Origin of the sequence: Thermoflavimicrobium dichotomicum, assembly GCF_900114055.1 — a bacterium.
GTDB classification, from domain to species: Bacteria; Bacillota; Bacilli; order Thermoactinomycetales; family Thermoactinomycetaceae; genus Thermoflavimicrobium; species Thermoflavimicrobium dichotomicum.
The window spans coordinates 38349-61944 of record NZ_FORR01000016.1 but is presented as its reverse complement, the minus strand read 5'-3'; the positions used below and the strand labels follow the sequence as shown (position 1 = coordinate 61944).

Below are 23596 nucleotides of genomic sequence, written 5' to 3'. Positions count from 1 at the left end.
GCCACTTCGTTACAAAAAGAGACACATCAGGAATTTTGACCATGAACCTATTTTGTAAATTTAACCAATGGAAACGAATATTATTCTTCCCGCATCCATTGCATCCGTTGTCCGAAAAAGAAGCCCCAGTCGAAATGAATATGTCAATTTTTTAAACATAATCATATAATCAGCTTCTTCTCTAAAAATACAGGGAAAAGCAATTATTGTAATCTTTCGAACAGAGAGCGAAAGGATGCATACGGACATGGAAAATCAACCAAAACAATCCCACAACATCTCTCATCATCTTGTTCTATCGCAAATGATCCATGCTTACCAACAATCACAAGCCATTATGGTGGCCGCCAAACTGGGGATTGCTGATTTATTAAAGGATGGTCCCAAAACGTGTGATGAACTTGCCGAAATATGTCAAGTACACCCAGAAGCGCTTTACCGTTTACTGCGCGCTCTTGCTTCCATCCATCTTTTTGAAGAAAAAGAAAATCGAACCTTTTCACTGACTTCCCTATCGCACTATTTACGTTCCGATGTAGAAGGATCTTTGCGAAGTACGGCTTTAATGCAAGGCGATCCATATCATTGGGGAGCCTGGGGAGATTTAATGGAAGGAATTATCGATGGAAAAGTTGTTTTCAATCATAAATACAAGATGTCCGTCTATGACTATCACAAAGAGAATAAAGACTTCGGTCACTTCTTTAACCAAACCATGTTTACGCATACTCAAGCTTTAACAAAAGAAATCCTGAATGAGTATGATTTTTCTCCATATCAAACGATTGTAGATGTAGGCGGAAATCATGGCTATTTGCTTACTTCCATCTTGCAAAAGTATCCAAACACACAGGGGATTCTCTTTGACCAACCCTTTGTCATTAAAACAGTCCAAAACCATATCGAAAACAATCCTGTTCGAGATCGTATCAAAGTGGTTGCAGGAAACTTCTTCGAATCCATTCCTGCAAATGGAGAGGTTTATATCCTGAAACACATCATCCATGGCTTCCATGATGAAAAAGCCGTTGAAATTCTAGGAAACTGCCGCAAAGCAATAAAAGATCACGGAGTCCTGCTGATTATCGAAAATGTCATTGATGCCCCAAAAAGCCATCCAGTCTTTAGCAGATTTCTCGACTTGCAAATGCTGGTCATGTCAGGTGGACGAGAAAGAACCGTGGCAGAATATGAACAGTTGCTGGAATACGCAGGTTTTAAAACTGAAAGAATCATCCCTACTCAATCTGGTACATCCATCATTGAAGCCAAACCTTTCTAATCATTTTAAAAAAAGCCACATCATCACGGATGTGGCCAATCTCTTTTATTGAGCAGAACCAGGTTCACAGACAGCTAGCGCGTTTCAGCATCGAGCTCGGCTTCGATGCGGGAGATTTTAGAAGACTCAGCCATACGCCAGTAAACGATCAAGCTTACGGCAATACAGGCAGCTACGTAGTAGTAGAAGAGAGACTCGAAGCCAATGCTCTTGCACCATAACGCGATGTACTCCGCCGTCCCGCCGAATATCGCCACGGTGACTCCGTAAGGGAAACCTACGCCAAGGGCACGGACTTCAGTTGGGAAGAGCTCGGCTTTCACGATTGCATTAATTGAAGTGTAACCGGTAACAACAATGAGACCAGCCATCATGAGCAAGAAAGCACCGATCGGGCTCTTCGTCTGTTCCAAGATCAGGAACAGTGGCACCGTCAGCAACGTCCCAAGGATACCGAAACCAATCAATAGCGGACGCCGTCCAATCCGGTCGGACAGCATGCCGGCGAGAGGTTGAAGTACGACAAATACCAGCAGGGCAACAAAGTTGATCCAGCTGACAACCTCCTTGGGAAGTCCCATAGTATTCACCATGAACTTCTGTAAGTACGTCGTGTAGGTATAGAAGGCGACAGTTCCGCCAAGCGTAAGTCCGACTACTGTCAACACCGCTTTGGGATGCTTCATCAGAGCTCGAATCGTCCCAGCGCTAGCCCGGCTTTCAGAACCCATTTTTGAGAACTGATCTGATTCGTCCATCGTGCGACGCAGCCACAATACGGCCAATGCCCCCATTGCTCCGATCACGAAGGGAATACGCCAGCCCCAGGACTTCATATCGGGTTCGCTGAGTATTTGTTGGAGGATGATCTGGACACCCAGTGCCACCAGCTGTCCGGCAATAAGTGTGACATACTGGAAGCTCGAATAGAAGCCACGGCGGCCGCTGCTGGCCATCTCAGACAGGTACGTTGCTGAGGTTCCATATTCCCCACCTAGCGACAACCCTTGGAGAAGGCGGGCGATAACCAGAATAATAGGAGCCCACACGCCAATCGTGCCATAACCAGGTGTACAGGCAATAATCAGAGAACCACCGGCCATGACTGAGATGGAAAGCGTCAGCGCGGCACGACGGCCATGACGATCGGCATATCGGCCCAGCAGCAGGCTCCCGATCGGGCGCATCAGGAAACCGACAGCGAAGATTGCCGCTGTGTTAAGCAGTTGGCTTGTCGGGTCTCCCTTGGGAAAGAACTCGGCCGAGAAATACACCGCGAAAGCAGTATAGACGTACCAGTCGTACCATTCGATCAGATTTCCAACCGAACCTTTGAAGATGTTTCCTGTGATACGTCGCGTCTTTGAGCGGTCAATGGATTGAGACATTGTTAAATCCTCCTCATAAAGTACCGGTGTTTGACGCTACTTTATCAGCCTCGTCAACACTCAGATGCTTTAAAAACTACTATAAATCCTATTTCTTTTTAAATAATACCATATTTTTAAAGAATATCATATATCTATCATATGGTAACGACAGCTTAGAATTTGTAATCAGGAGGTTCATCCAACATTTTAACTACCGGTTATTTGCTACGTAAGTGGACATGAAAAGCCGATTTTGACCGGCTGTATGACAAATAATGCTGTTTAGCGGACATGGAGACAATCATGATATATCAATACTTTCATCCTTAGGTACAAAATGAATATGAACGTGTCTTCCCTGAGCTTCCAGTATAAACACGAAATGACTTGAGTTCCCTAGTGGCGTCTCAAGTCATTTTTTCATGTACCGGAGAGATGGCTGTTCCCTCTACCCCTATAATAGCTGTCTCCAGTTTCACTTTGCATCAATCACCGAATATACAACAAAAACAAATTAAATATTATTACTATTTGTTTTATTTATTATTAACCAAATACTATTTGTATGTTACAATAGAAATAAAGAAATTTTTTGGAGGTCATTATGAGCTATCAGCGGTCTTTTCACCGCCGTATAACCTCTGGGCAATCCATCATCATTAATGAATCCTCCCCTATTCAAGTACCTCCTAACGGTCAAATCACTTTTCAGCTCTTTGATTCCTTCCCAACCAAAATTCAACTCGAAATTTCCCTTTGTCAGTTCCATTCTCAATACATTTATATCTTTCATCGTTCCCATGTTTACACTCCCGGAGAAACTGTACGGTTCAATGATTTACCTGGCGGAGAATATTACATTATGGCAACCAATTTAGGTAACAGCAACATCTCTTTCATGTGTCATATATCCAATAAAAAGCCTTATACTGTACCAAACAGCTCTCCCGTTAAAGCGCTTCAAAATGTACATGTCACCGCTCGAAACACCGGAAATGTTTGGGTCAACGGTCTAACCGCTCTTCAAGTTCAACAGGGAACAATTGAAGTATCTATTGTAAAGGCCTATCAATATCCGTATCAAGTGAGAATTTATGCTTATACGATCGCCGACGAAAATTGGCTTTATTGTGACTTAACGAGTGCAAATCGGTTAAATATGGCTATTTTCAGCAATCTTGCTCCAGGATATTACGATGTGAGTATCACATCTTTGAACACAAACGGATTTGACGGTATCATTGATATCATTGCTTATTGATTGAAGTCCATGTCCTTTAATCATGGGATTAATATTACCCATACTGACTCGTCAGTCGATTTAGGAATTTCCATGATCCAGTTCTGCGGGTGTAGCGACTTCATGAGCCGGGATATCAATATTCATATACTCACCTGAATCATCGTCTTCCACACAAGAAGCTTCTGGTTTTCCTTCAAATGAAGATTTCTTAACAAGATTAAACTTCTTCTTCTCGATTCTCATCGAACTATACTCCCTTTTTTGTGTGATGGATTTATCTATATTTTGATAGACAGAGTCATATTTATTCATGTTGCGAGGCCATTTACTCACCCTCGGAAATTTTAAATTCGGGTCGTTTTCGAGCCAAAACGAATAAGGACTGACCCAAAAGTTCACTTAAAGTGATCGTTTGGCATCAGTCCCTTTTGCTTGTATTCTCTAATACCCCAAGCAATGGGGCTGGTTTTTCCGTTGAGATTATTTCGTCTTCTGCCCCGTTACCGCGATGGTAGGCACGCCCTTTAAGGTGTCCTTCACCGGGCAGACCCGCTCCACGTGCTCGATCAGGGCTTGTACCTTTTCCGGATCAGAGGGGGAATCGATGTCAATATGGTAGCGGATTTCCAGGAAACCAGGACGGACATCAGCTTTTTCCATGAAGCCGTCGGGATCCAGATCCCCTTCCACATGTACTTTGCTTCCTTTCAGCTCCACCCCGTGCTGTTTGGCAAACAGGGATACCAGCACATTGATGCACCCACCCAATGCGGCCAGGATCAGTTCCACTGGATTGGGCCCTTGATCTGTTCCACCCAAGGCCGGCGGCTCGTCAATGATCACCTGTTTATCGTTGATCTCAGCCACTGAGCGCACTCCCTCGCCAGACCATTTTACATCAGAAGAAAAGGTAAGCTTAGGCATGGATCAAACCTCCCCATGGATTAAGTAGCAATTATTTCGATGATTGATTTTTCGCACTTTTCTCACATAAAGAACCTTGACCTAAATATACAAAAAAGATGGATAAACTCTGAATTTGAAATGAATGAAATGTTTTTACTCAAGTCGAGTTAATATAAGAATAATCCATAAAAACCGATTTGACAAGTAGGAATTAAGCAAAAATTTGACGATAGACAGTGCAATTTAAGGATCATAACAAAACCTGTCACTACTACATACTGTATTCCTTTGGGATAAAGACTAAACTTTCCATATGATTATAAAAGGAATTTTTACGGGTACAATCAATGGTAAAAAGATTTCATCCTATTCCACATGTTAAGCCAAATACATCTTTACAGGAGCTACTTCCGATGTTTGATCAAACCGAACACCGTCCCTGGCCTGTTCCTTCCAAACCTTGGCTTATTACACAGACATGGGAACACCTTTTGTTTGCTCACTGGCCTATACCAGTAGAGTCGATTCGAAATCTCGTGCCTTCTATTTTGGAGATCGATACCTTTGACCATTACGCTTGGATTAGTGTAGTACCTTTTCAAATCAGCCAGATCCGTTTACGAGGGATCGTACCGATTCCCTTTTCAACATTTCCCGAGCTAAATGTGAGAACCTATGTGGTATATCGCAACAAGCCAGGCGTTTATTTTTTTAGCTGTGATGCAGCTAGCTGGCTAGCTGTAATCGCTGGAAAAACCATTCATCATTTGCCTTATTATCATGCACATGGCCAACTCATTCATCAAAATGACTGGATTACCTTTACTAGCCGTCGCAATGGTTCAAAGACGATACCCGCTGTCTTTGAAGCTCAATATCGTCCTGTTTCAGGTGTTTATCATGCCTCTGATAATTCGCTGGATCATTGGCTGACAGAACGATATTGCCTCTATACCACTTATCACAATAAGCTGTACCGCTGTGATATCCATCATCTTCCCTGGCCACTTCAACAGGCAGAGGCTGAAATCGTGCAAAACACTTTGATGACTTCTCAGCAAATTTTTCTTCCCAATATTCCTCCCATATTCCATTACGCCAAAAATCTAACTGCCTTCATTTGGACTTTGACCCTGGAAAATGATTAGAAGGAACATGCTTATTCCTTATAAGCCTCAGCTTGTTGACAAAGTTTCCGTTATATGCCGGTTTTCCTTTTCCGTTTCACTCCCGCTCAAAAATACGAGCAAGAAGTCGTTCAACTGGAAAAGGAAAACCGGGTTTGTCAACAGTCTCAGGCTTATTCCTCATAGCCCTGACTGTTCATGAGAAATAAGCCTGTGAATAAAACTCTACTTAATTGACAGCCCGCCGTCCAACACAAAATAACTGCCTGTAATGTATTTCGCACGATTGGAAGCAAGAAAAAGAACCAATTCTGCTAAATCTTCAGCACTTCCGTAATGCTTAAAAGGGATCATTTGCGTAAACAGATCCCGTGCAATCTGAGGGTTTTCAGGTACAATTCCAGCTTCAATGGATTGCATCATCCGTGATTCGATGGGACCTGGACAGATACTGTTCACACGAATATGATAATCCGCACACTCCAGGGCAGCTGTCTTAGTCATCCCAATAATCGCATGTTTCGACATTACGTATGGGGTAAGACAGGGTGCTCCATGAATTCCCATAATCGAGGATGTATTAATGATGACTCCATAATTTTGCTCTTGCATGATGGGAATCACATACTTCAGTCCTAAAAAAACACCGCGCACATTCACGCGATAGACTTCGTCAAAGTCTTCCACCGAAAGCTGTGGTATTTTTGCCACTTTCCCTTCTATTCCTGCATGGTTAACAAAGATATCAATTTTATCAAAATATTCTTTTGTTTTTCGGACGTAATCTTCTACTTGCTTTTCATCCCTTACATCTGCCTGAATCAGCAAAGCACGTTCATCATCTAGGTGTAACTCTGCTGCCAGGTCATTCAATCCCTCTATATCAATATCCACTAATGCCAGAAAAGCGTTTTCTTTCCAAAACTTTTCAGCAATCATTCTCCCAGTTACACCAGCCGCTCCTGTGATCAAAACGACCCGATTTGTAAATTCCATTTTTGCTCCCTTCCTGTCAAATTCGTATGATTTTTATTTTATAATGAAGTCGCAGACATGCCCCCATCAATGGCATAATGAGCACCCGTAATGAATTTTGCTTCATCGGAGGCCAAGAAATAAACGAGATTGGCTACTTCGCCTACCTCACCATATCGTTTCATCGGGATCTTTTGAGCGAATTGTTCCTGGATCATCTGTCCATGTCCTGGAGCTGTTCCTTCTTCAATGGAACGCATCATTCGTGTATGTATGGGCGCTGGACATATGGCATTGACACGAATTCCAAAGTCTGCACACTCCAAAGCTGCTGTTTTCGTTAAACCAATCACGGCATGCTTTGATGCAACATAAGCCCCCAGTCCAGGCGTACCCATTTTTCCAGCCACCGAGGCGGTATTGATCACTGCACCGGATCTTTGCTCTTTCATGACTTTGAGTACATGCTTCAATCCCAGGAAAACACCACGAATATTTACTTGATAGACCTGATCCAATACTTCTATATCCAAATCGGTAATAGCTCCTATTTTCCCTTCAATACCTGCATTATTAAAAAAAACATCAATCCGGCCAAAACGATCCACTGTCTGTCGTGTATAACGGATCACTTGCTCCTCATCTGAACAATCAGCCGGGATGGCAAGAGTTTGTTCATTACTTAGTTGCAATTCGTTAACAACCTGCTTTAAAGCCTCTTCATTTAAGTCAACAAGTGCCAACTTTGCGCCACTTTCAGCAAATTTCCTGGCTGTTGCTTTTCCAATTCCTCCAGCTGCACCTGTAATTAAAACAACTTGATCTTCAAATGCCATGTGTAAACCCCCTGATGATATATATATCCTAATTATAATAGTTTTTCTATTTTCTATATATATTGTTTTTGTATTTTTATGTTTATATCATTTAATATCGTATTTTCTTATAAAAGGTTCCAGATATCTTTCAGCTTGTTGACAAAGTTTCCGTTATATGCCGGTTTTCCTTTTCCGTTTCACTCCTGCTCAATAAAAACGAGCAAAAGTCGTTCAACTGAAAAAGAAAAACCGGATTTGTCAATAGTCTCGATAACTTTCATTTCATCCTTGGCAACCATCCTGCCTTAAATCTTCCTGCGTTATGGCGAAAATGAAATGATCTTCCCAGTTTCCATTGATTTTTAAATAATTCCTGGAAAAGCCCTCTTTGCGAAATCCTGCTTTTTCCAAAACGCGAATGGATGCATGATTATGAGGCATTACCGCTGCCTGTACACGATGTAGGTAGGTCCACTTCATGAAAAGCAAAATTTACAGCTTGCTTCACAGCTTCTGTCATATATCCTTTTCCATTAAATGAACGATCCAAATAATATCCAATGGTACAGTTTTGCCAAGCGCCACGAACCACATTGCTCAGGTTTACTCTTCCAATTAATTGTTGAGAAGATTGCAAGAATATGCCAAAGCCATATCCCAAATCCTTCTGCCAATTTTCGATTACATTTTGAATGGCTTGTATTTGTGCTGGCAAAGTAAAGTGACTTTCAGGATGGCTTGGCTCATAGGACCTAAAAAACGATCGATTCTTCAGGCGTAGTTCCAAAAGCGCCTCCGCATCTTCCAGCTCAAGTCGTCGAATATAAACAGAGTCCAATTTCTTTCCTCCTAGCATTTCACTGCTTTGAAAAGGTTTCCTGTAAACAATCATAACCCATTTTTTAACTTATATCTGTTTTAAACATTGCTTAATGATTCGGGCAATGATATAAATCCCTTTCCTTATCTCAGCAAGTGAGGCATATGAATAAGAAAGACGGAGATACTGGTTGTACTTTGGATGATAGATACTCCCAGGGTAAAATAAAACTCCTTGGGATAATGCCTGATCAAACACCTTTTTCATCGGTACCTGAACGAGAATCTTTACCCATATAAAAAAACCGCCGCTTGGGATATTCCAGGAAGCCAATCCTTTTAAATGCTGCTCAAGAGCCTCTACAGCCACTTGGCGACGGATTTTTAATTGAGATCGAACTGATTCTACATGCTCATGATACAAACCACTCTTAAACCATTCGGCCGCAATCCATTGTGATATAGCGCTGGTTCCATAATCGGTCTGCATCTTGATATCGGCGAGGCGATCCACTACTGGTTCTGGACCGACGATCCATCCAATCCGAAGTCCAGGGCTTAATGTTTTGGACAAACTACCCAGATATAACACTTGTCCATGCTTGTCTCTCGCCTTTAAGGGAAGGGGTGGCCTTGCATCGATCCAAAGCTCTCCATACACATTATCTTCGATAATCGGTAGCTGTTCTTTTTCACAGATCCCCAGAATCTCTTTCCGTCTATCTTCAGACATAACCGTTCCTGTTGGATTATGAAATGAAGGATTCACATACAAAATATTCCGTTTCCGTTGTTTTCCATGAATAGAGAGAGACTTCAGGGTTAAGCCATGTTGATCCATCGGCAGGCCTGAAAGGATCATCCCTGCTGATTGGAACAGTTGTAACGAAAATAAATAGGAAGGCTCTTCCAGTAAAATAGTAGATCCTTTGGACAGAAGCCCAACAGAAATTAACTGCAATGCCTGTAATGCACCTGAAACAATCAGAATGGAAGCCGGTGAAACATGGATTCCCAATGTTTTCAAATGCTCATGAATCGCTTGACGTAACACCAATAGCCCTTTCGGCTCTCCATACCCCAATGAATCCATTTCTTGGATAAAAAGGTTTGTCACCATCTTCCATTTATCAAGCGGAAACAATTGTGGGGAAAGTTCCCCTTTTCCCAAATGAATGAGATCGGAACGGTTTTCTGCCAGATTAATTCTCTGTACGATGGACTGGTTGGGTTTATAAAAGCCTGACTTTACATAGACATTCCAATCAGGTGGAGTGGCGGTCAATAAGGACCACGTATTATTTACCACGATCGTTCCCTTCCCTGTTTTCCCCTCAATCAGCCCCAAAGCCATTAGCTCTTCCAAAGCTGTTATCACTGTACTGCGATTGACTCCAAAGGCCTTCGCCAATTCACGTTGCGGTGGAATTTGGCTTCCAATCGGCCATTCTCCGCAGGTAATCTTATCTTTGATGTATTGAACGATCTGTTGATACAAAGGAATAGTCGATCGTTTACTTGGCCTCCAGTCAATGTGATGCATGAAGACACTCCCTTGAAATTGGTTGGCTTGATCAACATGAAAATTGGTTCAATACATTTTTATCATCCTATATTAACATGAAAACCAACCATATCATAAGGAGTGATTGGTTGGTATGAAAAAAAGTACAGATATAAAAATTGTTTTTGCTTATATTCTGGTCATCTTTCTTTGGTCCTCCGCTTTCCCTGGCATCCGGGTTGGATTGGAAGGCTATTCTCCACAGCATTTGGCACTTTTACGCTTTTTGGTGGGATCGATCGCACTTCTCCTGTTCGCTTTGATCACTCGTATGCGTTTGCCAGATTTCAGAGATCTGCCCGCTATCGTATTATTTGGTTTACTGGGATTCTCAATCTACCATATAGCATTAAATTATGGGGAAACAACGGTCAGTGCAGGAGTAGCCAGCCTCTTGGTTTCAACTTCTCCGATTTTCTCATCGATCCTGGCAAGTCAGTTTAAAGGAGAAAAACTATCTCTACTGGGTTGGATCGGCATAATGACTGGTTTTTTTGGCGTGTTTCTTGTCTCTTTAGGGACAGGCGATTCATTTTCATTGAATATAGGAGCCTTGTACATTCTTTTAGGTACCCTATCGGAAAGTATCTATTTTGTCTTTCAAATCCCTTATGTAAAAAAATATGGCCCTTTGCCGTTTACCACCTATACCATATGGGCTGCTACCCTATTCATGTCAGTTTTCCTGCCTGATCTTGGCCACAGTCTCATTCACGCTCCGATTCCATCTACACTAAGCGCCCTATATCTCGGTTTGTTTCCTACGGTTATTCCCTATATTGCCCTGGCCTATATTACATCACGAGCAGGCGCTTCCGAAGCCACAAGCTCCCTCTACCTCACGCCCACTTTCGCTTTTCTGATCGCATGGATTTGGCTTGGTGAAGTACCGACCCTTTTATCCATCATAGGCGGAATCATCACAATATTGGGCGTTGTCATGGTAAATATCAAGTCTGTAAGCAAAAATGGATACAAGTAGATAAAGAAATGGACGTCTACACTTCCATAAGGCCAAGTACTTGTATGATACGGCAGTCTTCATCGCCGATAAAGGATGTTTCCCTTTCCATTGAGATTTCTACTGGCAAAAAGCTCAAGTAGTGGAAAGGGAAATGAAACAAAAGAAATATCAACTGGATAGGAAAAGGTCTAATAAATCTTGAATAAAATCATTATCATTTTCTTCACCATGGATTGCTTCGATCGTCCATTTAATCCACTGTTTTAAGTTTGGTTGTTGCTCAGTCCATTTTTTTAAATCCCGTTTAAATCTTTCCAAATTGTAATTTGATAAATATTCTTCCAACACCCCTGCCTTTCTTAACAAAAAATATAATGAAATGGATTGTTTACTTGGAAAATCTTCACCAATTAGTTCTGTATGTAATTTTTTCACAATGGGATCGATTACTTCTTGTTTTACTTTATAATCGGCTGACTGGATAAACAGAAACTGTTGCTCTACTTTTTCTATAGCTCCTTTTTCTATTAAACTTTCTAAAATACTTTCATAAAGGTAATCAACCAATGCACTCTCAGTAGCTGGGATATAGTCCATTTTTTCCTTAAAATAAGCAGACCATTCTTCGATCTTTCGATCCCAATCATGGCTACACACTTTGGCTAGCATTTTACTAATATAATCTGTTCGCGGGGTCTGTCTCTTCGCAATTCGTACAATTTTCCTGTCATCAATGTCAAGGTTTCCATCTAGTAGAAGCTCAAGAAAAGTTGCTGAAATACACAGATCTCTTTTATTCATTCGAAACTCGAGATTGAAGTTCTCATTGCTTTGATAAAGACCTAAGAGTACAAATTCTTCTGCTAAGTTGAAATTCAACTTCATCTCTCTCCCTCTGATTATCTGGAATAGGATAGCAAGAATATGTTTTTTAGTAGAATTGTTATGAATAGTGGTACGAAAAACATGATATAACATAAACCCTTATATGATCAAACACTAAAACATAACAAATGGGCAGGGTTACTACTGAATTTATAGACATTCAGCCAATGAACAAAGGAATCTGATGATCTCAATACCTGACAAAAACTTGGTTCCCTCTTTTTCTATTATGATAAAATTAAAAAAGTCAGATTTACCATCAACTTCATTAGGAGTGAAAATATGCAGCCTGACTTGAAGCAATTCCGCTCCGTTTGCCCGCTGGATTGCCCGGATACCTGCAGTCTATCGGTTACAGTCAAAAATAACCGGATTGTTTCAGTTACCGGAAACCCTCATCATCCGGTCACCAGAGGCGTGATATGCCATAAAGTCCGCAAATTCCCTGAGCGCATCTATCATCCTGATCGCGTTCTCTATCCACTGAAACGAACGGAAAAAAAAGGGGACTTGTCTTCTTTTCAGCGGATCACTTGGGAAGAAGCTTATGAAGAAATCGTGAGCAAATTTCAATCCATTATTGCTACATATGGAGCTGAAGCCATTCTTCCCTATAGCTTTTATGGAAACATGGGTATTTTGAACAGCGAGTGTATGGATCGAAGATTTTTTCATCGTCTGGGAGCCAGTCATTTGGACCGAACCATCTGCAATAGTGCCAGTAGTGAAGGAATTCGATATACGATGGGTATGGGAGTCGGCATTGATCCTGAAGATACTGTTCATGCCAAATTGATTATCATTTGGGGATGCAATCTCATTAGCACCAATATGCATCAAGCAGTCTATGTCAATGAAGCCAGGAAAAAAGGGGCCAAAGTTATCGTCATCGATGTTCATCGCAATCGGACCGCCAAGTGGGCAGATTGGTTCATTCAGCTTCGACCTGGGACAGATACAGCTTTTGCTTTAGGGCTGATCCATGTACTGATCGCAGAAAATTATATCGATAAAGATTTTATCAGCAGATACACAAAAGGATATTCAGAGCTGCAACAGGCCGTAAAACCATATACACCTGAATCTGTCTCCAATATAACGGGTGTACCCGCTGAAGATATTATCCATCTGGCCAGAATGTATGGGCAAACCTCTCCTTCTTTTATCCGTGTGGGAAATGGTTTGCAACATCATGACAATGGAGGAATGGCAGTTCGTACCATCTTTTGCTTGCCTGCGTTAACAGGTCAGTGGGGCAAAAAAGGTGGAGGTGCTTTAAAGGGAAACAGCGGCTATTTTGGCTTCAACCGTGAACGAATCCAGCGGCCTGATCTACACCCCAATCCGCATGCCCGTACGATCAACATGAATCAGCTCGGCGATGCCCTCTTATCTGCTGAACCACCCATTTATGCTTTGTTTGTATACAATTGCAACCCGGCACAAGTCGCTCCTGACCAGAGTAAAGTTCGCCAAGGTCTCATGCGTGACGATTTATTTACTGTTGTCCATGATCTATTTTTGACGGATACCTGTCGCTATGCCGATTTGGTACTACCAGCCACGAGTCACTTTGAAAATCTGGATCTCTATCGATCTTATTGGCATTTATATCTTCAACTGCATGAACCTGTGATCGAACCGATCGGCGAATGTAAATCCAACTTTACTCTTTTCAAGGAACTCGCTCACCGAATGGGTTTCAAAGAAGATGCATTTCAAGTTACGGAAGAAGAAATGATTCAAGAGATTCTGGAAACAACAGATAGCCTTTATTTAAAAGGCATTACTTATGAGAAGCTAAAGAAACAGGGATTTGTCAAGCTTACTGTCCCAGATGAACTAACTTTTCCAGCATATATCCCTACCCCTTCCGGGAAAATCGAATTCTATTCTGAGCAATTGGAACAAAAGGGATTACCACCTGTTCCTGCATATATCCCAATTCAGGATAATGACAATTACCCGCTTATCTTCGTCCCTGGTCCCAACCACCAATACCTGAATTCCACTTTGGCCAACATCGCATCACTACAGAAGATGGAAGGAAAACCCTTTTTGCACATTCATCCTGAAGATGCCAAACAGCGTTCGATTCAAACGGGAGATGAAATCCTTATATACAATGAGCGTGGAAGGTGCAAGCTATATGCCAATGTCACCGAAGATGTTTTACCAGGGACCGTTGTCAGCCAAGGGCTTTGGTGGGATGATCCAGAACAGGGCTTGCAGTCTGTCAATCACCTTACTTCCCAGCGGCTGGCAGATATGGGCGGTGGAGCCACTTTCTTTTCCACCACTGTAGAAGTATGCAAGTTTTCATCCATACCCAGTAATAAAGACACAGGAGAGTGATCCCCTGTGTCTGTCCAATCTTTTTGATCTATTCTGATATTTAATTTTAAGCAAGGCTTCTCTTCCATACCCCCTTTTTCCTGGCTCTTGCCTGATTTTCCAAACGAAGCAGGAAATTGATTCGATCCATAATTCCTGGAGATAAATCTCTTCCAAAATATCTCAAACAAGCGAGTCCCTGACGAACCAGCATCGCTTGTAGCAGTTTCCCATCCAGATAAATATCCACTACCAATCGGCCATAACGGTCTCTGTTGCGAAAGCGCTTACGTGTCGAAAGGATGACTTCCTGCGAATTTTTAATTTGTTCGATGACATATCTTTTGGCTTCTAGTGCTTTCTTCCGTTCAAACACATCTTCGGAATGAAGCTCTGGACAGTCAATATACAGTAACCGGACATGCTCTTTCCTGCCGGCTACTTCCACTTCCAACGTGTCTCCATCGACAACACGAAGTACTTTTACCTTCTCCCGCATCATTTTCCCCTCCCGACCGCTCTTCTAGCAAAACCAATCGGCCAGTTCTTCCACTTGGGCTTGGAAAGCTTGTCCAAATCGGTTTATGTATTCTATACCCATTTCATCTGATGAAAAAAACCTGGACTTGCTGCCTGTCACCTTTGGTGTTCCCTATGTGGAATGTTGGGGTGATGCGGTGTCCCTGCCGGGTCTAAAACAGAAATTCTATGGGGGATACCAGCGTCACCATGATTCCGTTCACTCCCCCTCAATTTTGATAGAAAAGGGGAACTTCTGTTCTGTTCCCCTGTCGTCCTATCTATTCCACCGTAGGTACTGGCTTGCCCAACCACTTCTCATAGAAGGCATCGATGTCCGGTTTAAAGTCAAAGATTACCGGGTACCCGGGGGGAACCGACTCCACCTCCAGCTGGGTGGAACAACCCGGGCAGTAATACTCCCGAATCTCCATCCAGCGTGGATCTGGCCCCATCAATTTTGGGTAGATTTCCGCTATCTTCTCCTCAGTATCCCGTACATAGACCAAAGCATTTAACTTCCAATTCTTCCGGTAGTCGCCAAACTCATATCCGCAATCGCACTTAACCACCCTGTCCCCGTTTTCTTTCAACACGATGTACAGGTGAAGGCCAAGGGGCAAAAGAATCTTCTCCGGCCATGGGACCCTGGATTGATGAATCTCCAACATCATCTCAAAGCGTTCAGGATCCTTGAAGGAGCTCATCATCACTTTGACTTCGGAAAAGGGCAGCTTGCCATCCAGGAGGTTCTTGAGTGTTTCGCGGGTGTACTTTGGCATTTTGTTTCGCTCCTTTCAATCAAACTGGAATTCTTCGGGCAAATCCCAGAAAGTGCGGAACTTTTTCGCCCATGTTTCGCTCAGTTCCATGCTGCTCTTGTACATATCCTTTACCGGCTCGATGATGTCTTGTTTCAGGATCCGCTTTCGTTCTTTCTTCATCCACTCTTTGACGGGAACACCCCGCATCTTGCGCTTCCGCCGGATTTCTTGACGGCGTTCTTCGGAGGCTTTAACATCCACTTTCCACTTTCCGTCCTCACCTTGGACGATTACGGCACCGTACACAGATCCAGCTAATCTGGGAGATAGGAGGCCTTCATTGAGATCCTCTTCCACGGCAGAAAATGCCCGTTCCAGAGGATCTCCCAGGCCTGGACCGCCCCGCTGCATCGACAGGTATAAGTCCCACTCTCCGTACTCACGCATAAAGGTGAGGGCTTGCTGGTCAAAATCCACTTTTTCCGCCTTAACCAAGTTTTCCATCTCCGACTCTTCCGGGTTACCGTCCCCTGTTGGATAGGGCAATTTGTTTTTGATCAGCTCCTGCATGTTTGTTCCGCGCATATTATGCCGGTATCCTGAACTGCCAGGATAGCCGCCGAAGAGGCCACCGCCGTTCACCGTATAACCGTCACCGGCGTTGTAGAGGTATTGGTGATCTGTCTTCCAAACCATTCTGAGAGCTTCCATTCCGGGACCTCCCCGGTATTTTCCGTGTCCTGCAGTGTCAGGCTTCACACGGCGGCCCAGGTAAAGGAGGGGTTCAATAAATTCCCATGCTTCAATATCTCCCATATCTCCTTCGGGGTTCCACATGGCTGCACAGAAACCCTCTCCGTCCTTGACTGCACTAGCTCCGGTTCCTTGGGAGGAAATCTCAAAGTTGGTGAAGGCCGACTCGATGCCGAAATGGTTGATTCCCCCTCCTTGCATCAGGTTGCAGGTAACCGGATAACCAGCCAGCACTTCTTCCACATACCCCCGGGAGTAGAAGGCTCGGCTCAAGCTGCGGATCATCCCGGTAAAGCCCGGAATCAGAAACAGCCACGACAGCGTGGTGGAAACGTTTTGATAGTCCGGGTTGCACCAAGAGCCGTAGGGTAAAATGCACTTGGTAGCCAAGTATGCCCCATCGTTTACCTTGTCGTTGGGAATCAGGGTCTGGGTCAACAGCACCCACAAAGCCCCTTGCATCGGGCTGGGTGCACAGTTGAAGGAGTGATGTCCCCACTTGTTGGCTCCTTCAAAGCTCAAAATGTATTCCCCGTCAGCCCCGACTGTAAGCTCCAAGGGGGAGTGGTTCATCGTATCCTTCTGCATCAGCTGGTTGACGGGCTCGTCCTTAAAGGGAACCTCGATGAAGGAAGGTGCCTCATAAGTACCTGGAATCAGCATTTCCTTCACCCGGTTCAGGAAGGAGCGACGTCCCTCTTCAATTGCCTCTCGGATGAACTGCTTGTAAACATCAACCCCTTCCTCTTCCACCAGGCGAATTACGGCATCTCGGATCATCAGGCAACCGGCAAGGCGCGTCTTTTCGTCCAACAGCCAGTACATCGGCGACCGAACGGACATCTGTGCGCGTAGCTCATAGCTTTTTAAAAGCTCGTCGTTCTCCCCGATCTTCTCACAAGGGACAATAAACCCATCCCCGGGGAAACGGTTGGCCTGACCGTAGGACATGCTTCCCGGATATTGCGCCCCTACGTCTATCTCGTGGGTCACGCCGCCGGCCCATCCCAACAGCTCCCCTTTATAGAAAATGGGGATCAGAGTGTGAACGTCAGCGTTGTGAACGTCGCCGATCATCGCATCGTTGTTGCCGAAGACATCTCCGGGGCGAATTCGCGGATTCATTTCATAGTTGTTACGAATCATATACTTGATGGCGTCGCTTATGGTGTGAACGTGGACGATGATTCCAGTAGAAAGGGCGACCGCGTCTCCCTCAGGCGTATACAGTGCGAAACACAGCTCCCCAAGCTCCTTCACAATGGGCGATGCCGAAATGTTCAACGCTGTCTCCCGGGCATTGACCAACCCCCCGCGGATACGGGAGAAGATTCTCTCATACCGGATCGGATCCTTTTCCTTTAGCTTAAGCTTCTCTAGCCCGTAATATCGGCCGGTCTCCCTGAAAAGCCGCTCGCTCTCCTCCAGCATCTCACGTAAGGTGCGCCCGGCCCAACCGATACCATAAACTTTCCCTTGGGACAGATCCATTGCCATCTTTTATATACCCCCTATGTCAAACTTGTTTACTTTTTTGCGCAGGTGGAAAATGCGGTACTGATCCAAGCAAGCCTCTTGATCTGGAGGCACGACAAAGGTGGTGGCGGGTGCTTCGACAATGCTTAAGCCCTTAAGGACGTTTCCGGGTTTCACTTTTTCCATGTCGTAAATGTCCGCCGTGATCCAATTCCCACGCCAATAGACCTCACGTGTGCCCTTATGGGCTTCCGCCGGTGGTTCCGGACCTGCCAGGGGCTCATTGGGCAAATCTGGCTTCTCCACTGGAACGGTTCCAGTGACAATTGCAGTGGTGACAAGATACCCTAGTTCAGGCGATTTAGCGGAACGGGCGTAAATCCGGCCATACAAATTTTCGAACTCTTCGACAATTTCGTCCAGTTCCTCTTTCTTTGTGATTTCACCGGTCCTAGTGTAGAACTCCAAGTCATTGAGCTGTCCTTGATACTGCATCCGCACCGCGTGGCGGAATTTGATCTGATCTTCGGGAATGCCGCTCTTTTCAAACTGGGAGATTACTTTTTGCCGCAGTTCCGCCCAAGCAGCATTCAACAGCACGCTCACCGTCATCGGATCCAACTGTCCTATCCCGCCGATGGGCAAATCCACCGTCCGATCGTAACGATACTCGAAGTCGGCACAGGCGCAGCCGAAGGCGGAGAAGCCCGCCGCCCAAGTGGGGATAATCACATCTTCAAAGTCAAGGCCTTCAGTGCAGCCACCTACATGCAAGGGTCCTCCGCCGCCGTAGCAGAGAAGGGTGTAGTTTACTGGAGCGTACCCTTTACCCAGAACCATGGCCACCACTTGGTTCTTCAGAGAGTCCTCAAAGAGCCGTACCACTCCTGAAGCGGCATCATAGACGTTGAGACCCAAGGGCTTGGCGATCTTTTCATCAATGACCTCGATCGCCCGCTGCTTGTTAAGCTTAATATCCCCACCCAGGAAAAAATCGGGGTTCAAGAGACCGAGAACCAAGTTACAATCGGAGATGGTGGGAGCGTCGAGATTCTCCTGTTCGTTGGAAACCCCAATCCGGTATCCTGCGCTGTCCGGTCCCAGCTCGATTCGGTTGGAAGTTGGGTTCACCCGTACAAAGGTTCCGGTTCCCGCTCCCACAGAGTCAATTTGCACTAGAGGAAGATTCAAGATAAAACGGGCGATATCCGGGGTGCTTTTGATATGGAACTCCCCGTCAGTAATGAGGGCCAGATCAAAACTTGTACCACCGATATCGGTACATACCACATTTTTAATGCCCAGCTTCTCTGCCAGGTATTTTCCGCCGATTACCCCACCGATGGGGCCGGATACTAGTGTGGGAGCCAGTTTCTTAGCGTCGATCCCAATGGTTCCGCCGTGACTGGCCATCACCCTGATGTTAAAACGGCCACCCAACTCATTCACCTTGTTCTGTACCCTCTCCAGTTGGCCACGGGAAGGTTCCGCCGCATAGGCCTCCACCAGAAGGGTGTTGAGCCGAGGGAAATCCCGCCGCACCGGGTACAACTCGGATGCCAGGAAAAGTGGAACCTGAACACCTTTTTTCTCCATCACCTTCTCGGCAATTTCCCGCACTTTCACTTCATGGATCGGATTGCGGTAGGAGTAGAGGAGGTTGACGCAAATCCCTTCGACTTCTTGATCCAAGAGTTCTTCCACCGCCTGAAAGACCTCATCTTCGTAGAGGGGGATGATCACATCACCGAACAGATCGATCCGTTCCCTTACACCGCGGATACGCTCTCGAGGGATCAAGGGCTCATTGTGGCGATGAGTGGCCACATGCAATCGGTCGGAGTAGGAGTATCCCAAATAGGTTTGAATGCCGCGTTCCAAGCGCAGGTAATCCTCCTGACCCGCGGTTACGATTAGCCCCAGACGCTTGCCCTTGCGCTCCAACAGCCGGTTTAACATTGCTGTTCCGGAATAGATGCCGGAGATAATGGTGGGAAAGGCCTCCTCGGGCAACATACCCCAATACTTCAACGCGTCACGACTAGAGTTTGCAACGCCGATAGACTCATCGTGAGGAGTCGTCTGGGCTTTTCCGACAATAAATTCCCCTTTCTCATCAATGATGAAGGTATCGGTCATGGTGCCGCCAGCGTCTATGGCTAAAATCTTTGCTTTGTGTGGCATAGCATAACCTCCTTTTGTATATTGTCGTCGCCCTTTATTTGTAGCAATTACTATGCCACTTATTAAAATAGGGATGATTGGCTAAATGCAGATATCATACCCTATTGGCAAAAATATTACAAATTGTTGCCTATGTGATAGGGTGTCACACATGCTGTTACAGACCGTAACGCTTCATCCACCGGTATACAGTCATCCGGGACACATTTAGGATGCGGGCTGTTTGGGTGATGTTCCACCGGGTCGCCTCCAAGGCCCACAACAGCTTTTCTCGCTCATCCAAAGGTTCCCTTTTCTCTTTCCAACTGCTCATTATCCACACTGCTTCACGGTCTCTCGCCTGTTCCACAATCTCCTTCGGCAGATGCTCCAATCCGATGCGATTCTCAGCGTAAAAAAGCGCCCTATCCAATACATTTCGCAGCTCCCGGAGATTTCCAGGCCAATGGTACGCCTCCAACACACGCATCGCAGCGGGGTCGACTGAGGGCTTTCTCTTACCCTTTGTCAACTGTGCAACCATCCGGTCGACCAATAGGGGCAAATCCTGCTTTCTACGGCGCAACGGTGGAAGTTGAAAATGGATCACCTTAAGGCGAAAGTATAGATCTTCCCGAAAATTCCCCTTCCTCAATTCCTGCTCCAAATCCTTATGGGTTGCAGCGATCACTCGTACATCTACAGGAATCGGCCGCTCCCTACCAAGGGGGTGGACCATCCGCTCTTCTAAAACCCGGAGCAGATAAGTTTGCACCTTCAATGGCAAGTCGCCGATCTCATCCAGCAAAATCGTTCCCTTGTCGGCCAGGAGGAACTTTCCCTTTTTCCCCTGCCTGTTGGCCCCAGTGAAAGCTCCCTTCTCATAGCCGAAGAGTTCACTGGCCAGGAGCTCCTCGGGAATTGCACCACAATTCACCGCAACAAAAGGTCCCTCTCTGCGGGATCCATGGTTGTGGATCGCCTGCGCCAGTACTTCCTTTCCCGTTCCCGTCTCACCGGTGATCAGAACTGTCTGATCGGAAAAAGCCGCTTTTTTCGCCACTTCGATCAAATTGAGCATGGATGGGTGTTGAGTGACGAGGTCAGAAAAGTGAAACCGGGCTACATGTCCCACCGACGTTTGAATCCTTTGGGACCATTCTTTTTTGAACAACACCATGGAACCGAACAATTTCCCAGCGATTTTATAAGGATAAAATTTGGCCACCCAGGCGGTTCCATTTCTGGATCGTAGTTTTTCTTCGAAGATATTGGAAAGACGCTCCCTCCATTCCAAAGGATCAGCCGCCCATTCCAAGATGTTGAAAAGGATTGACTCCTCCTTAAGATCGAGCATCATCTTCGCCGGCACATTGCTACGCTTCACCGTTCCGTTCACATCGATAACGACAAAGGGATCTCCCATAGAATCTGTAAGCGTTTGCAGCGTCAACGCATTTTCTTGTGTTAAATGCAGTGTCAAATTATGTTCGATTTTCCCTACTTGACTGACTAAATAGTACAAATCATGGGCGAGGACTAAACCCTTTTCCCCTGATATATCCAGAATTCCTAATATCTTGTTGGTCAAAGGATCCCGGATCGGTACAGCAGAACAGACCCAGGGATGCCATGCCCAGCAAAAGTGCTCTGCTCCAAACACCTGAGTGGGCTGTCCCGTGGCCAAAGCAGTTCCGATGGCGTTGGTTCCAGCAGAGCCTTCCGTCCAATCCGCTCCCTGGAAAAAGGTGTGTGATTCCGCTGTGGACAGTGATTTTTGGTTTGCCTTGATTTCGATAATGACTCCGCAAGCATCAGTTAACACCGCACTAATTATCTTTTCAGTGGGGAAGTGGAGGAAGATTTCTTCCATAAAAGGCATAGCAACCTCAAGCAGGAGTTTGTTTTCCACTTTTTTTTGCAAGAGATCGTACTGATCAGAGACCACCTGCACTTGGGTTTGAAGTGGACTCACTCTCATCCGTTCGCATCGTTTCCAAGAAGAACTAATCAAACTCCGCAATCCGCTGGGCACCTTTTTCTTTGTTAAATAATCATCCCAACATACGAGAAGTTGTTTTTCCCTCTCCGAAAATTCCGCAAAAGATTGAATGGCAAGCGGACTGTCGTACAATTCAACCGGACCTCCCTTTATAATTTTCTCCTCTCAGTTGCATACACATATCCCAGCATTCCCTTGCAAAAATTTGTGGATCTTTCCTTACTTCCCAAAAGGGTACTCACATATAAACTCAGTATTACCTTATGGAAAATAAGCGCGTTCAGTTGGATAAGTTGAAATGTTCATAAAATATTATTTATAGGAAAGAAGAGATTGAATTTCTCGAAGAAAAGAAACACCTCCACTAAATCGTTTAAATACGATTCAGGAAGGTGTTCTTCCATGTCTCATTTTATGGGTTCAGAGAGAAAAGAGGTCTGCCATTCCCTAGTACTACTTTAATATTATCAGAATATAATAATTAATTCAATAAATTATACCAACGATCGCTTAAAAAAATGGTTATGAAGTCGGCTGTTCTTCTGGTTTATCGAAGAAGCGTTCATGGGTTTTGTTTTTCCAAAACTTCCGATAGTACACATACTGACCGATCAAAAGAACTGTAAACGAAATGGGGTAAGCCAGCCATACTCCATATAATCCCAACGTACGGGACAGGATATAAGCAGCGGGTAATTCCACGAGCAATACACCCAATATCACTAACAGCGTCGGCAAAAATACTGTTCCACTTGAACGCATCAGCCCCGATATTATGATCACATTTCCAAGCAAAATAAATGACCACAATGTAATATACAGCGATTTTTGTGCAATATCGACCGTCGTTGGATCCGTTAAAAACATCGATAAGATCGGTCGGCTAAATATGTATGCCAATCCGGTTAAAACAATCCCAATCGCATAATTCAATATGACTGTTGCTTTTACCAGCTCATCCAACCGATCCTGTCGATTGGCCCCGATGAGCTGCGCACCGAAAATACCGATGGCAATCCCTAAACTCATCGCCGGTATCTGAACATAGTTAATCACTTGGGTAAATGTGGGTGGTACTTCAATTATACCATTTAGGAGCGATTTTTTATTTGTCTAAATACAAGAAGGGAGCTGACCAAAGATCACTTTAAGTGACCTTTTGGTTCAGCCCCGGCTTGTCATCAAGCTCTGACAAACAACACTTTTTGTTTGGCGTATATGAGAAGAGTGGACAGTAAGGATAGTAATAGTTCCTCTAAAGAAGAAGATCTGATGTACCACGTCGTGGTCATTTCTCACAAGCAACTCATGGCTCTAAATATGGGTGTGCCTTCCCGGAATTCCGCAAGCTTAACACAGGAACCTATACTCAGATGTTCAACCGGCTGTTGTACACGTCCCATAAGACGAAGTCCATCTTCGCACTCAATGATTGCCAACAGGTAGGGAGCTTCGCTATTAAACCTTTCTTCACAAACGTGCACCCTTGTAAACGAAAAAACGGTTCCGGTAATTTCCAGGTCAATTGGACGATAACTGTTTGCCGACCGACATTTTGAACAGTAACCTTGTGGAATCAATTGTCTCAATCCACATTCGTCGCACTGATATACCGTCATTCTCAAGGCCAAT

Annotated in this window: 21 protein-coding genes; 5 read left to right on the top strand and 16 right to left on the bottom strand. The window is 44.7% G+C overall.

All coding sequences use genetic code 11. The features are described 5' to 3' along the window. The first annotated feature begins 247 nt into the window (after nucleotides 1–247). Entirely contained in the window at nucleotides 248–1282 is a 1035-nt protein-coding gene (locus BMZ78_RS14045; RefSeq protein ID WP_175482494.1) for a methyltransferase, read from the top strand. Between the two features lie 74 nt (nucleotides 1283–1356). On the opposite strand, the gene BMZ78_RS14040 is transcribed toward BMZ78_RS14045, so the two are convergent. Beyond that, nucleotides 1357–2670, bottom strand: a complete 1314-nt coding sequence (locus BMZ78_RS14040; protein WP_093231070.1) for an MFS transporter — start codon at nucleotides 2668–2670, stop codon at nucleotides 1357–1359. Between the two features lie 586 nt (nucleotides 2671–3256). Here BMZ78_RS14040 and BMZ78_RS18570 point away from each other — a divergent pair. After that, a complete protein-coding gene (locus tag BMZ78_RS18570; protein WP_139203334.1) occupies nucleotides 3257–3913 on the top strand; it encodes a hypothetical protein in 657 nt (218 codons plus the stop codon). 60 nt (nucleotides 3914–3973) lie between these two features. Here BMZ78_RS18570 and BMZ78_RS18875 read toward each other — a convergent pair whose 3' ends face one another. Next, nucleotides 3974–4138: a hypothetical protein gene (locus tag BMZ78_RS18875; protein WP_175482493.1), complete on the bottom strand. Its 165-nt coding sequence runs from the start codon at nucleotides 4136–4138 to the stop codon at nucleotides 3974–3976. A gap of 237 nt (nucleotides 4139–4375) precedes the next feature. Beyond that, complete coding sequence (locus BMZ78_RS14025; protein ID WP_093231067.1) at nucleotides 4376–4819, bottom strand: OsmC family protein; 444 nt, start codon at nucleotides 4817–4819, stop codon at nucleotides 4376–4378. A gap of 395 nt (nucleotides 4820–5214) precedes the next feature. On the opposite strand from BMZ78_RS14025, the gene BMZ78_RS14020 reads away from it, so the two are divergent. Then, entirely contained in the window at nucleotides 5215–5949 is a 735-nt protein-coding gene (locus tag BMZ78_RS14020) for a YqjF family protein (RefSeq protein ID WP_093231066.1), read from the top strand. Between the two features lie 204 nt (nucleotides 5950–6153). Here the strand turns inward: BMZ78_RS14020 and BMZ78_RS14015 are convergent, their stop codons facing one another. The 5 genes from BMZ78_RS14015 to pdxR form a co-directional block, all read right to left on the bottom strand. Then, nucleotides 6154–6924: an SDR family NAD(P)-dependent oxidoreductase gene (locus tag BMZ78_RS14015; protein WP_093231065.1), complete on the bottom strand. Its 771-nt coding sequence runs from the start codon at nucleotides 6922–6924 to the stop codon at nucleotides 6154–6156. A 38-nt stretch (nucleotides 6925–6962) separates the two neighbouring features. Next, nucleotides 6963–7739, bottom strand: a complete 777-nt coding sequence (locus tag BMZ78_RS14010) for an SDR family NAD(P)-dependent oxidoreductase (protein ID WP_093231064.1) — start codon at nucleotides 7737–7739, stop codon at nucleotides 6963–6965. Nucleotides 7740–8003: 264 nt separating this feature from the next. Then, nucleotides 8004–8162, bottom strand: a complete 159-nt coding sequence (locus BMZ78_RS19500) for a GNAT family N-acetyltransferase (protein ID WP_341849645.1) — start codon at nucleotides 8160–8162, stop codon at nucleotides 8004–8006. Beyond that, nucleotides 8152–8559 (bottom strand): GNAT family N-acetyltransferase, encoded by a 408-nt coding sequence (locus BMZ78_RS14005; RefSeq protein WP_341849644.1) that lies wholly within the window; start codon nucleotides 8557–8559, stop codon nucleotides 8152–8154. Before BMZ78_RS14005 ends, BMZ78_RS19500 begins: the two co-directional genes overlap by 11 nt. A 69-nt stretch (nucleotides 8560–8628) precedes the next feature. Next, nucleotides 8629–10083, bottom strand: coding sequence for a MocR-like pyridoxine biosynthesis transcription factor PdxR (gene pdxR, locus BMZ78_RS14000; RefSeq protein WP_093231063.1), 1455 nt, complete (start codon nucleotides 10081–10083; stop codon nucleotides 8629–8631). 115 nt (nucleotides 10084–10198) lie between these two features. On the opposite strand from pdxR, the gene BMZ78_RS13995 reads away from it, so the two are divergent. Further along, nucleotides 10199–11086 (top strand): DMT family transporter, encoded by an 888-nt coding sequence (locus BMZ78_RS13995; protein ID WP_093231062.1) that lies wholly within the window; start codon nucleotides 10199–10201, stop codon nucleotides 11084–11086. 150 nt (nucleotides 11087–11236) lie between these two features. Here BMZ78_RS13995 and BMZ78_RS13990 read toward each other — a convergent pair whose 3' ends face one another. Further along, nucleotides 11237–11947: a GPP34 family phosphoprotein gene (locus BMZ78_RS13990; protein WP_175482492.1), complete on the bottom strand. Its 711-nt coding sequence runs from the start codon at nucleotides 11945–11947 to the stop codon at nucleotides 11237–11239. A gap of 288 nt (nucleotides 11948–12235) precedes the next feature. Between BMZ78_RS13990 and BMZ78_RS13985 the strand changes: the two genes are divergently transcribed. Further along, nucleotides 12236–14308, top strand: coding sequence for a molybdopterin-containing oxidoreductase family protein (locus BMZ78_RS13985; RefSeq protein WP_093231060.1), 2073 nt, complete (start codon nucleotides 12236–12238; stop codon nucleotides 14306–14308). Nucleotides 14309–14354: 46 nt separating this feature from the next. Here BMZ78_RS13985 and BMZ78_RS13980 read toward each other — a convergent pair whose 3' ends face one another. From BMZ78_RS13980 to BMZ78_RS13950, 7 genes are all read right to left on the bottom strand, one after another. Then, entirely contained in the window at nucleotides 14355–14789 is a 435-nt protein-coding gene (locus BMZ78_RS13980) for a thermonuclease family protein (RefSeq protein ID WP_093231059.1), read from the bottom strand. A 298-nt stretch (nucleotides 14790–15087) separates the two neighbouring features. Continuing rightward, nucleotides 15088–15588 carry an acetone carboxylase subunit gamma gene (locus BMZ78_RS13975; RefSeq protein WP_093231058.1) on the bottom strand — a complete coding sequence of 167 codons (501 nt, stop codon included), beginning with the start codon at nucleotides 15586–15588 and terminating at the stop codon, nucleotides 15088–15090. Nucleotides 15589–15603: 15 nt separating this feature from the next. Continuing rightward, the gene (locus tag BMZ78_RS13970) at nucleotides 15604–17820 is read right to left on the bottom strand and encodes a hydantoinase B/oxoprolinase family protein (protein ID WP_093231057.1); all 2217 of its coding nucleotides are present in this window, start codon (nucleotides 17818–17820) and stop codon (nucleotides 15604–15606) included. 3 nt (nucleotides 17821–17823) lie between these two features. Then, nucleotides 17824–19983 (bottom strand): hydantoinase/oxoprolinase family protein, encoded by a 2160-nt coding sequence (locus BMZ78_RS13965; protein WP_093231056.1) that lies wholly within the window; start codon nucleotides 19981–19983, stop codon nucleotides 17824–17826. Between the two features lie 157 nt (nucleotides 19984–20140). Next, nucleotides 20141–22096, bottom strand: a complete 1956-nt coding sequence (locus tag BMZ78_RS13960; protein ID WP_093231055.1) for a sigma-54-dependent Fis family transcriptional regulator — start codon at nucleotides 22094–22096, stop codon at nucleotides 20141–20143. A gap of 390 nt (nucleotides 22097–22486) precedes the next feature. Beyond that, nucleotides 22487–23020: an MATE family efflux transporter gene (locus BMZ78_RS13955; protein ID WP_281244577.1), complete on the bottom strand. Its 534-nt coding sequence runs from the start codon at nucleotides 23018–23020 to the stop codon at nucleotides 22487–22489. Nucleotides 23021–23259: 239 nt separating this feature from the next. Further along, nucleotides 23260–23595 (bottom strand): Zn-ribbon domain-containing OB-fold protein, encoded by a 336-nt coding sequence (locus BMZ78_RS13950; RefSeq protein WP_093231053.1) that lies wholly within the window; start codon nucleotides 23593–23595, stop codon nucleotides 23260–23262. Between the last annotated feature and the right edge of the window lies 1 nt (nucleotide 23596).

Excerpts from the sequence above, each read along its gene's own strand:
- BMZ78_RS14045 (WP_175482494.1), top strand. The coding sequence starts at position 248 with ATGGAAAATCAACCAAAACAATCCCACAACATCTCTCATCATCTTGTT.
- BMZ78_RS14040 (WP_093231070.1), bottom strand. The coding sequence starts at position 2,670 with ATGTCTCAATCCATTGACCGCTCAAAGACGCGACGTATCACAGGAAAC.
- BMZ78_RS18570 (WP_139203334.1), top strand. The coding sequence starts at position 3,257 with ATGAGCTATCAGCGGTCTTTTCACCGCCGTATAACCTCTGGGCAATCC.
- BMZ78_RS18875 (WP_175482493.1), bottom strand. The coding sequence starts at position 4,138 with ATGAGAATCGAGAAGAAGAAGTTTAATCTTGTTAAGAAATCTTCATTT.
- BMZ78_RS14025 (WP_093231067.1), bottom strand. The coding sequence starts at position 4,819 with ATGCCTAAGCTTACCTTTTCTTCTGATGTAAAATGGTCTGGCGAGGGA.
- BMZ78_RS14020 (WP_093231066.1), top strand. The coding sequence starts at position 5,215 with ATGTTTGATCAAACCGAACACCGTCCCTGGCCTGTTCCTTCCAAACCT.
- BMZ78_RS14015 (WP_093231065.1), bottom strand. The coding sequence starts at position 6,924 with ATGGAATTTACAAATCGGGTCGTTTTGATCACAGGAGCGGCTGGTGTA.
- BMZ78_RS14010 (WP_093231064.1), bottom strand. The coding sequence starts at position 7,739 with ATGGCATTTGAAGATCAAGTTGTTTTAATTACAGGTGCAGCTGGAGGA.
- BMZ78_RS19500 (WP_341849645.1), bottom strand. The coding sequence starts at position 8,162 with ATGCCTCATAATCATGCATCCATTCGCGTTTTGGAAAAAGCAGGATTT.
- pdxR (WP_093231063.1), bottom strand. The coding sequence starts at position 10,083 with ATGCATCACATTGACTGGAGGCCAAGTAAACGATCGACTATTCCTTTG.
- BMZ78_RS13995 (WP_093231062.1), top strand. The coding sequence starts at position 10,199 with ATGAAAAAAAGTACAGATATAAAAATTGTTTTTGCTTATATTCTGGTC.
- BMZ78_RS13985 (WP_093231060.1), top strand. The coding sequence starts at position 12,236 with ATGCAGCCTGACTTGAAGCAATTCCGCTCCGTTTGCCCGCTGGATTGC.
- BMZ78_RS13980 (WP_093231059.1), bottom strand. The coding sequence starts at position 14,789 with ATGATGCGGGAGAAGGTAAAAGTACTTCGTGTTGTCGATGGAGACACG.
- BMZ78_RS13975 (WP_093231058.1), bottom strand. The coding sequence starts at position 15,588 with ATGCCAAAGTACACCCGCGAAACACTCAAGAACCTCCTGGATGGCAAG.
- BMZ78_RS13970 (WP_093231057.1), bottom strand. The coding sequence starts at position 17,820 with ATGGCAATGGATCTGTCCCAAGGGAAAGTTTATGGTATCGGTTGGGCC.
- BMZ78_RS13965 (WP_093231056.1), bottom strand. The coding sequence starts at position 19,983 with ATGCCACACAAAGCAAAGATTTTAGCCATAGACGCTGGCGGCACCATG.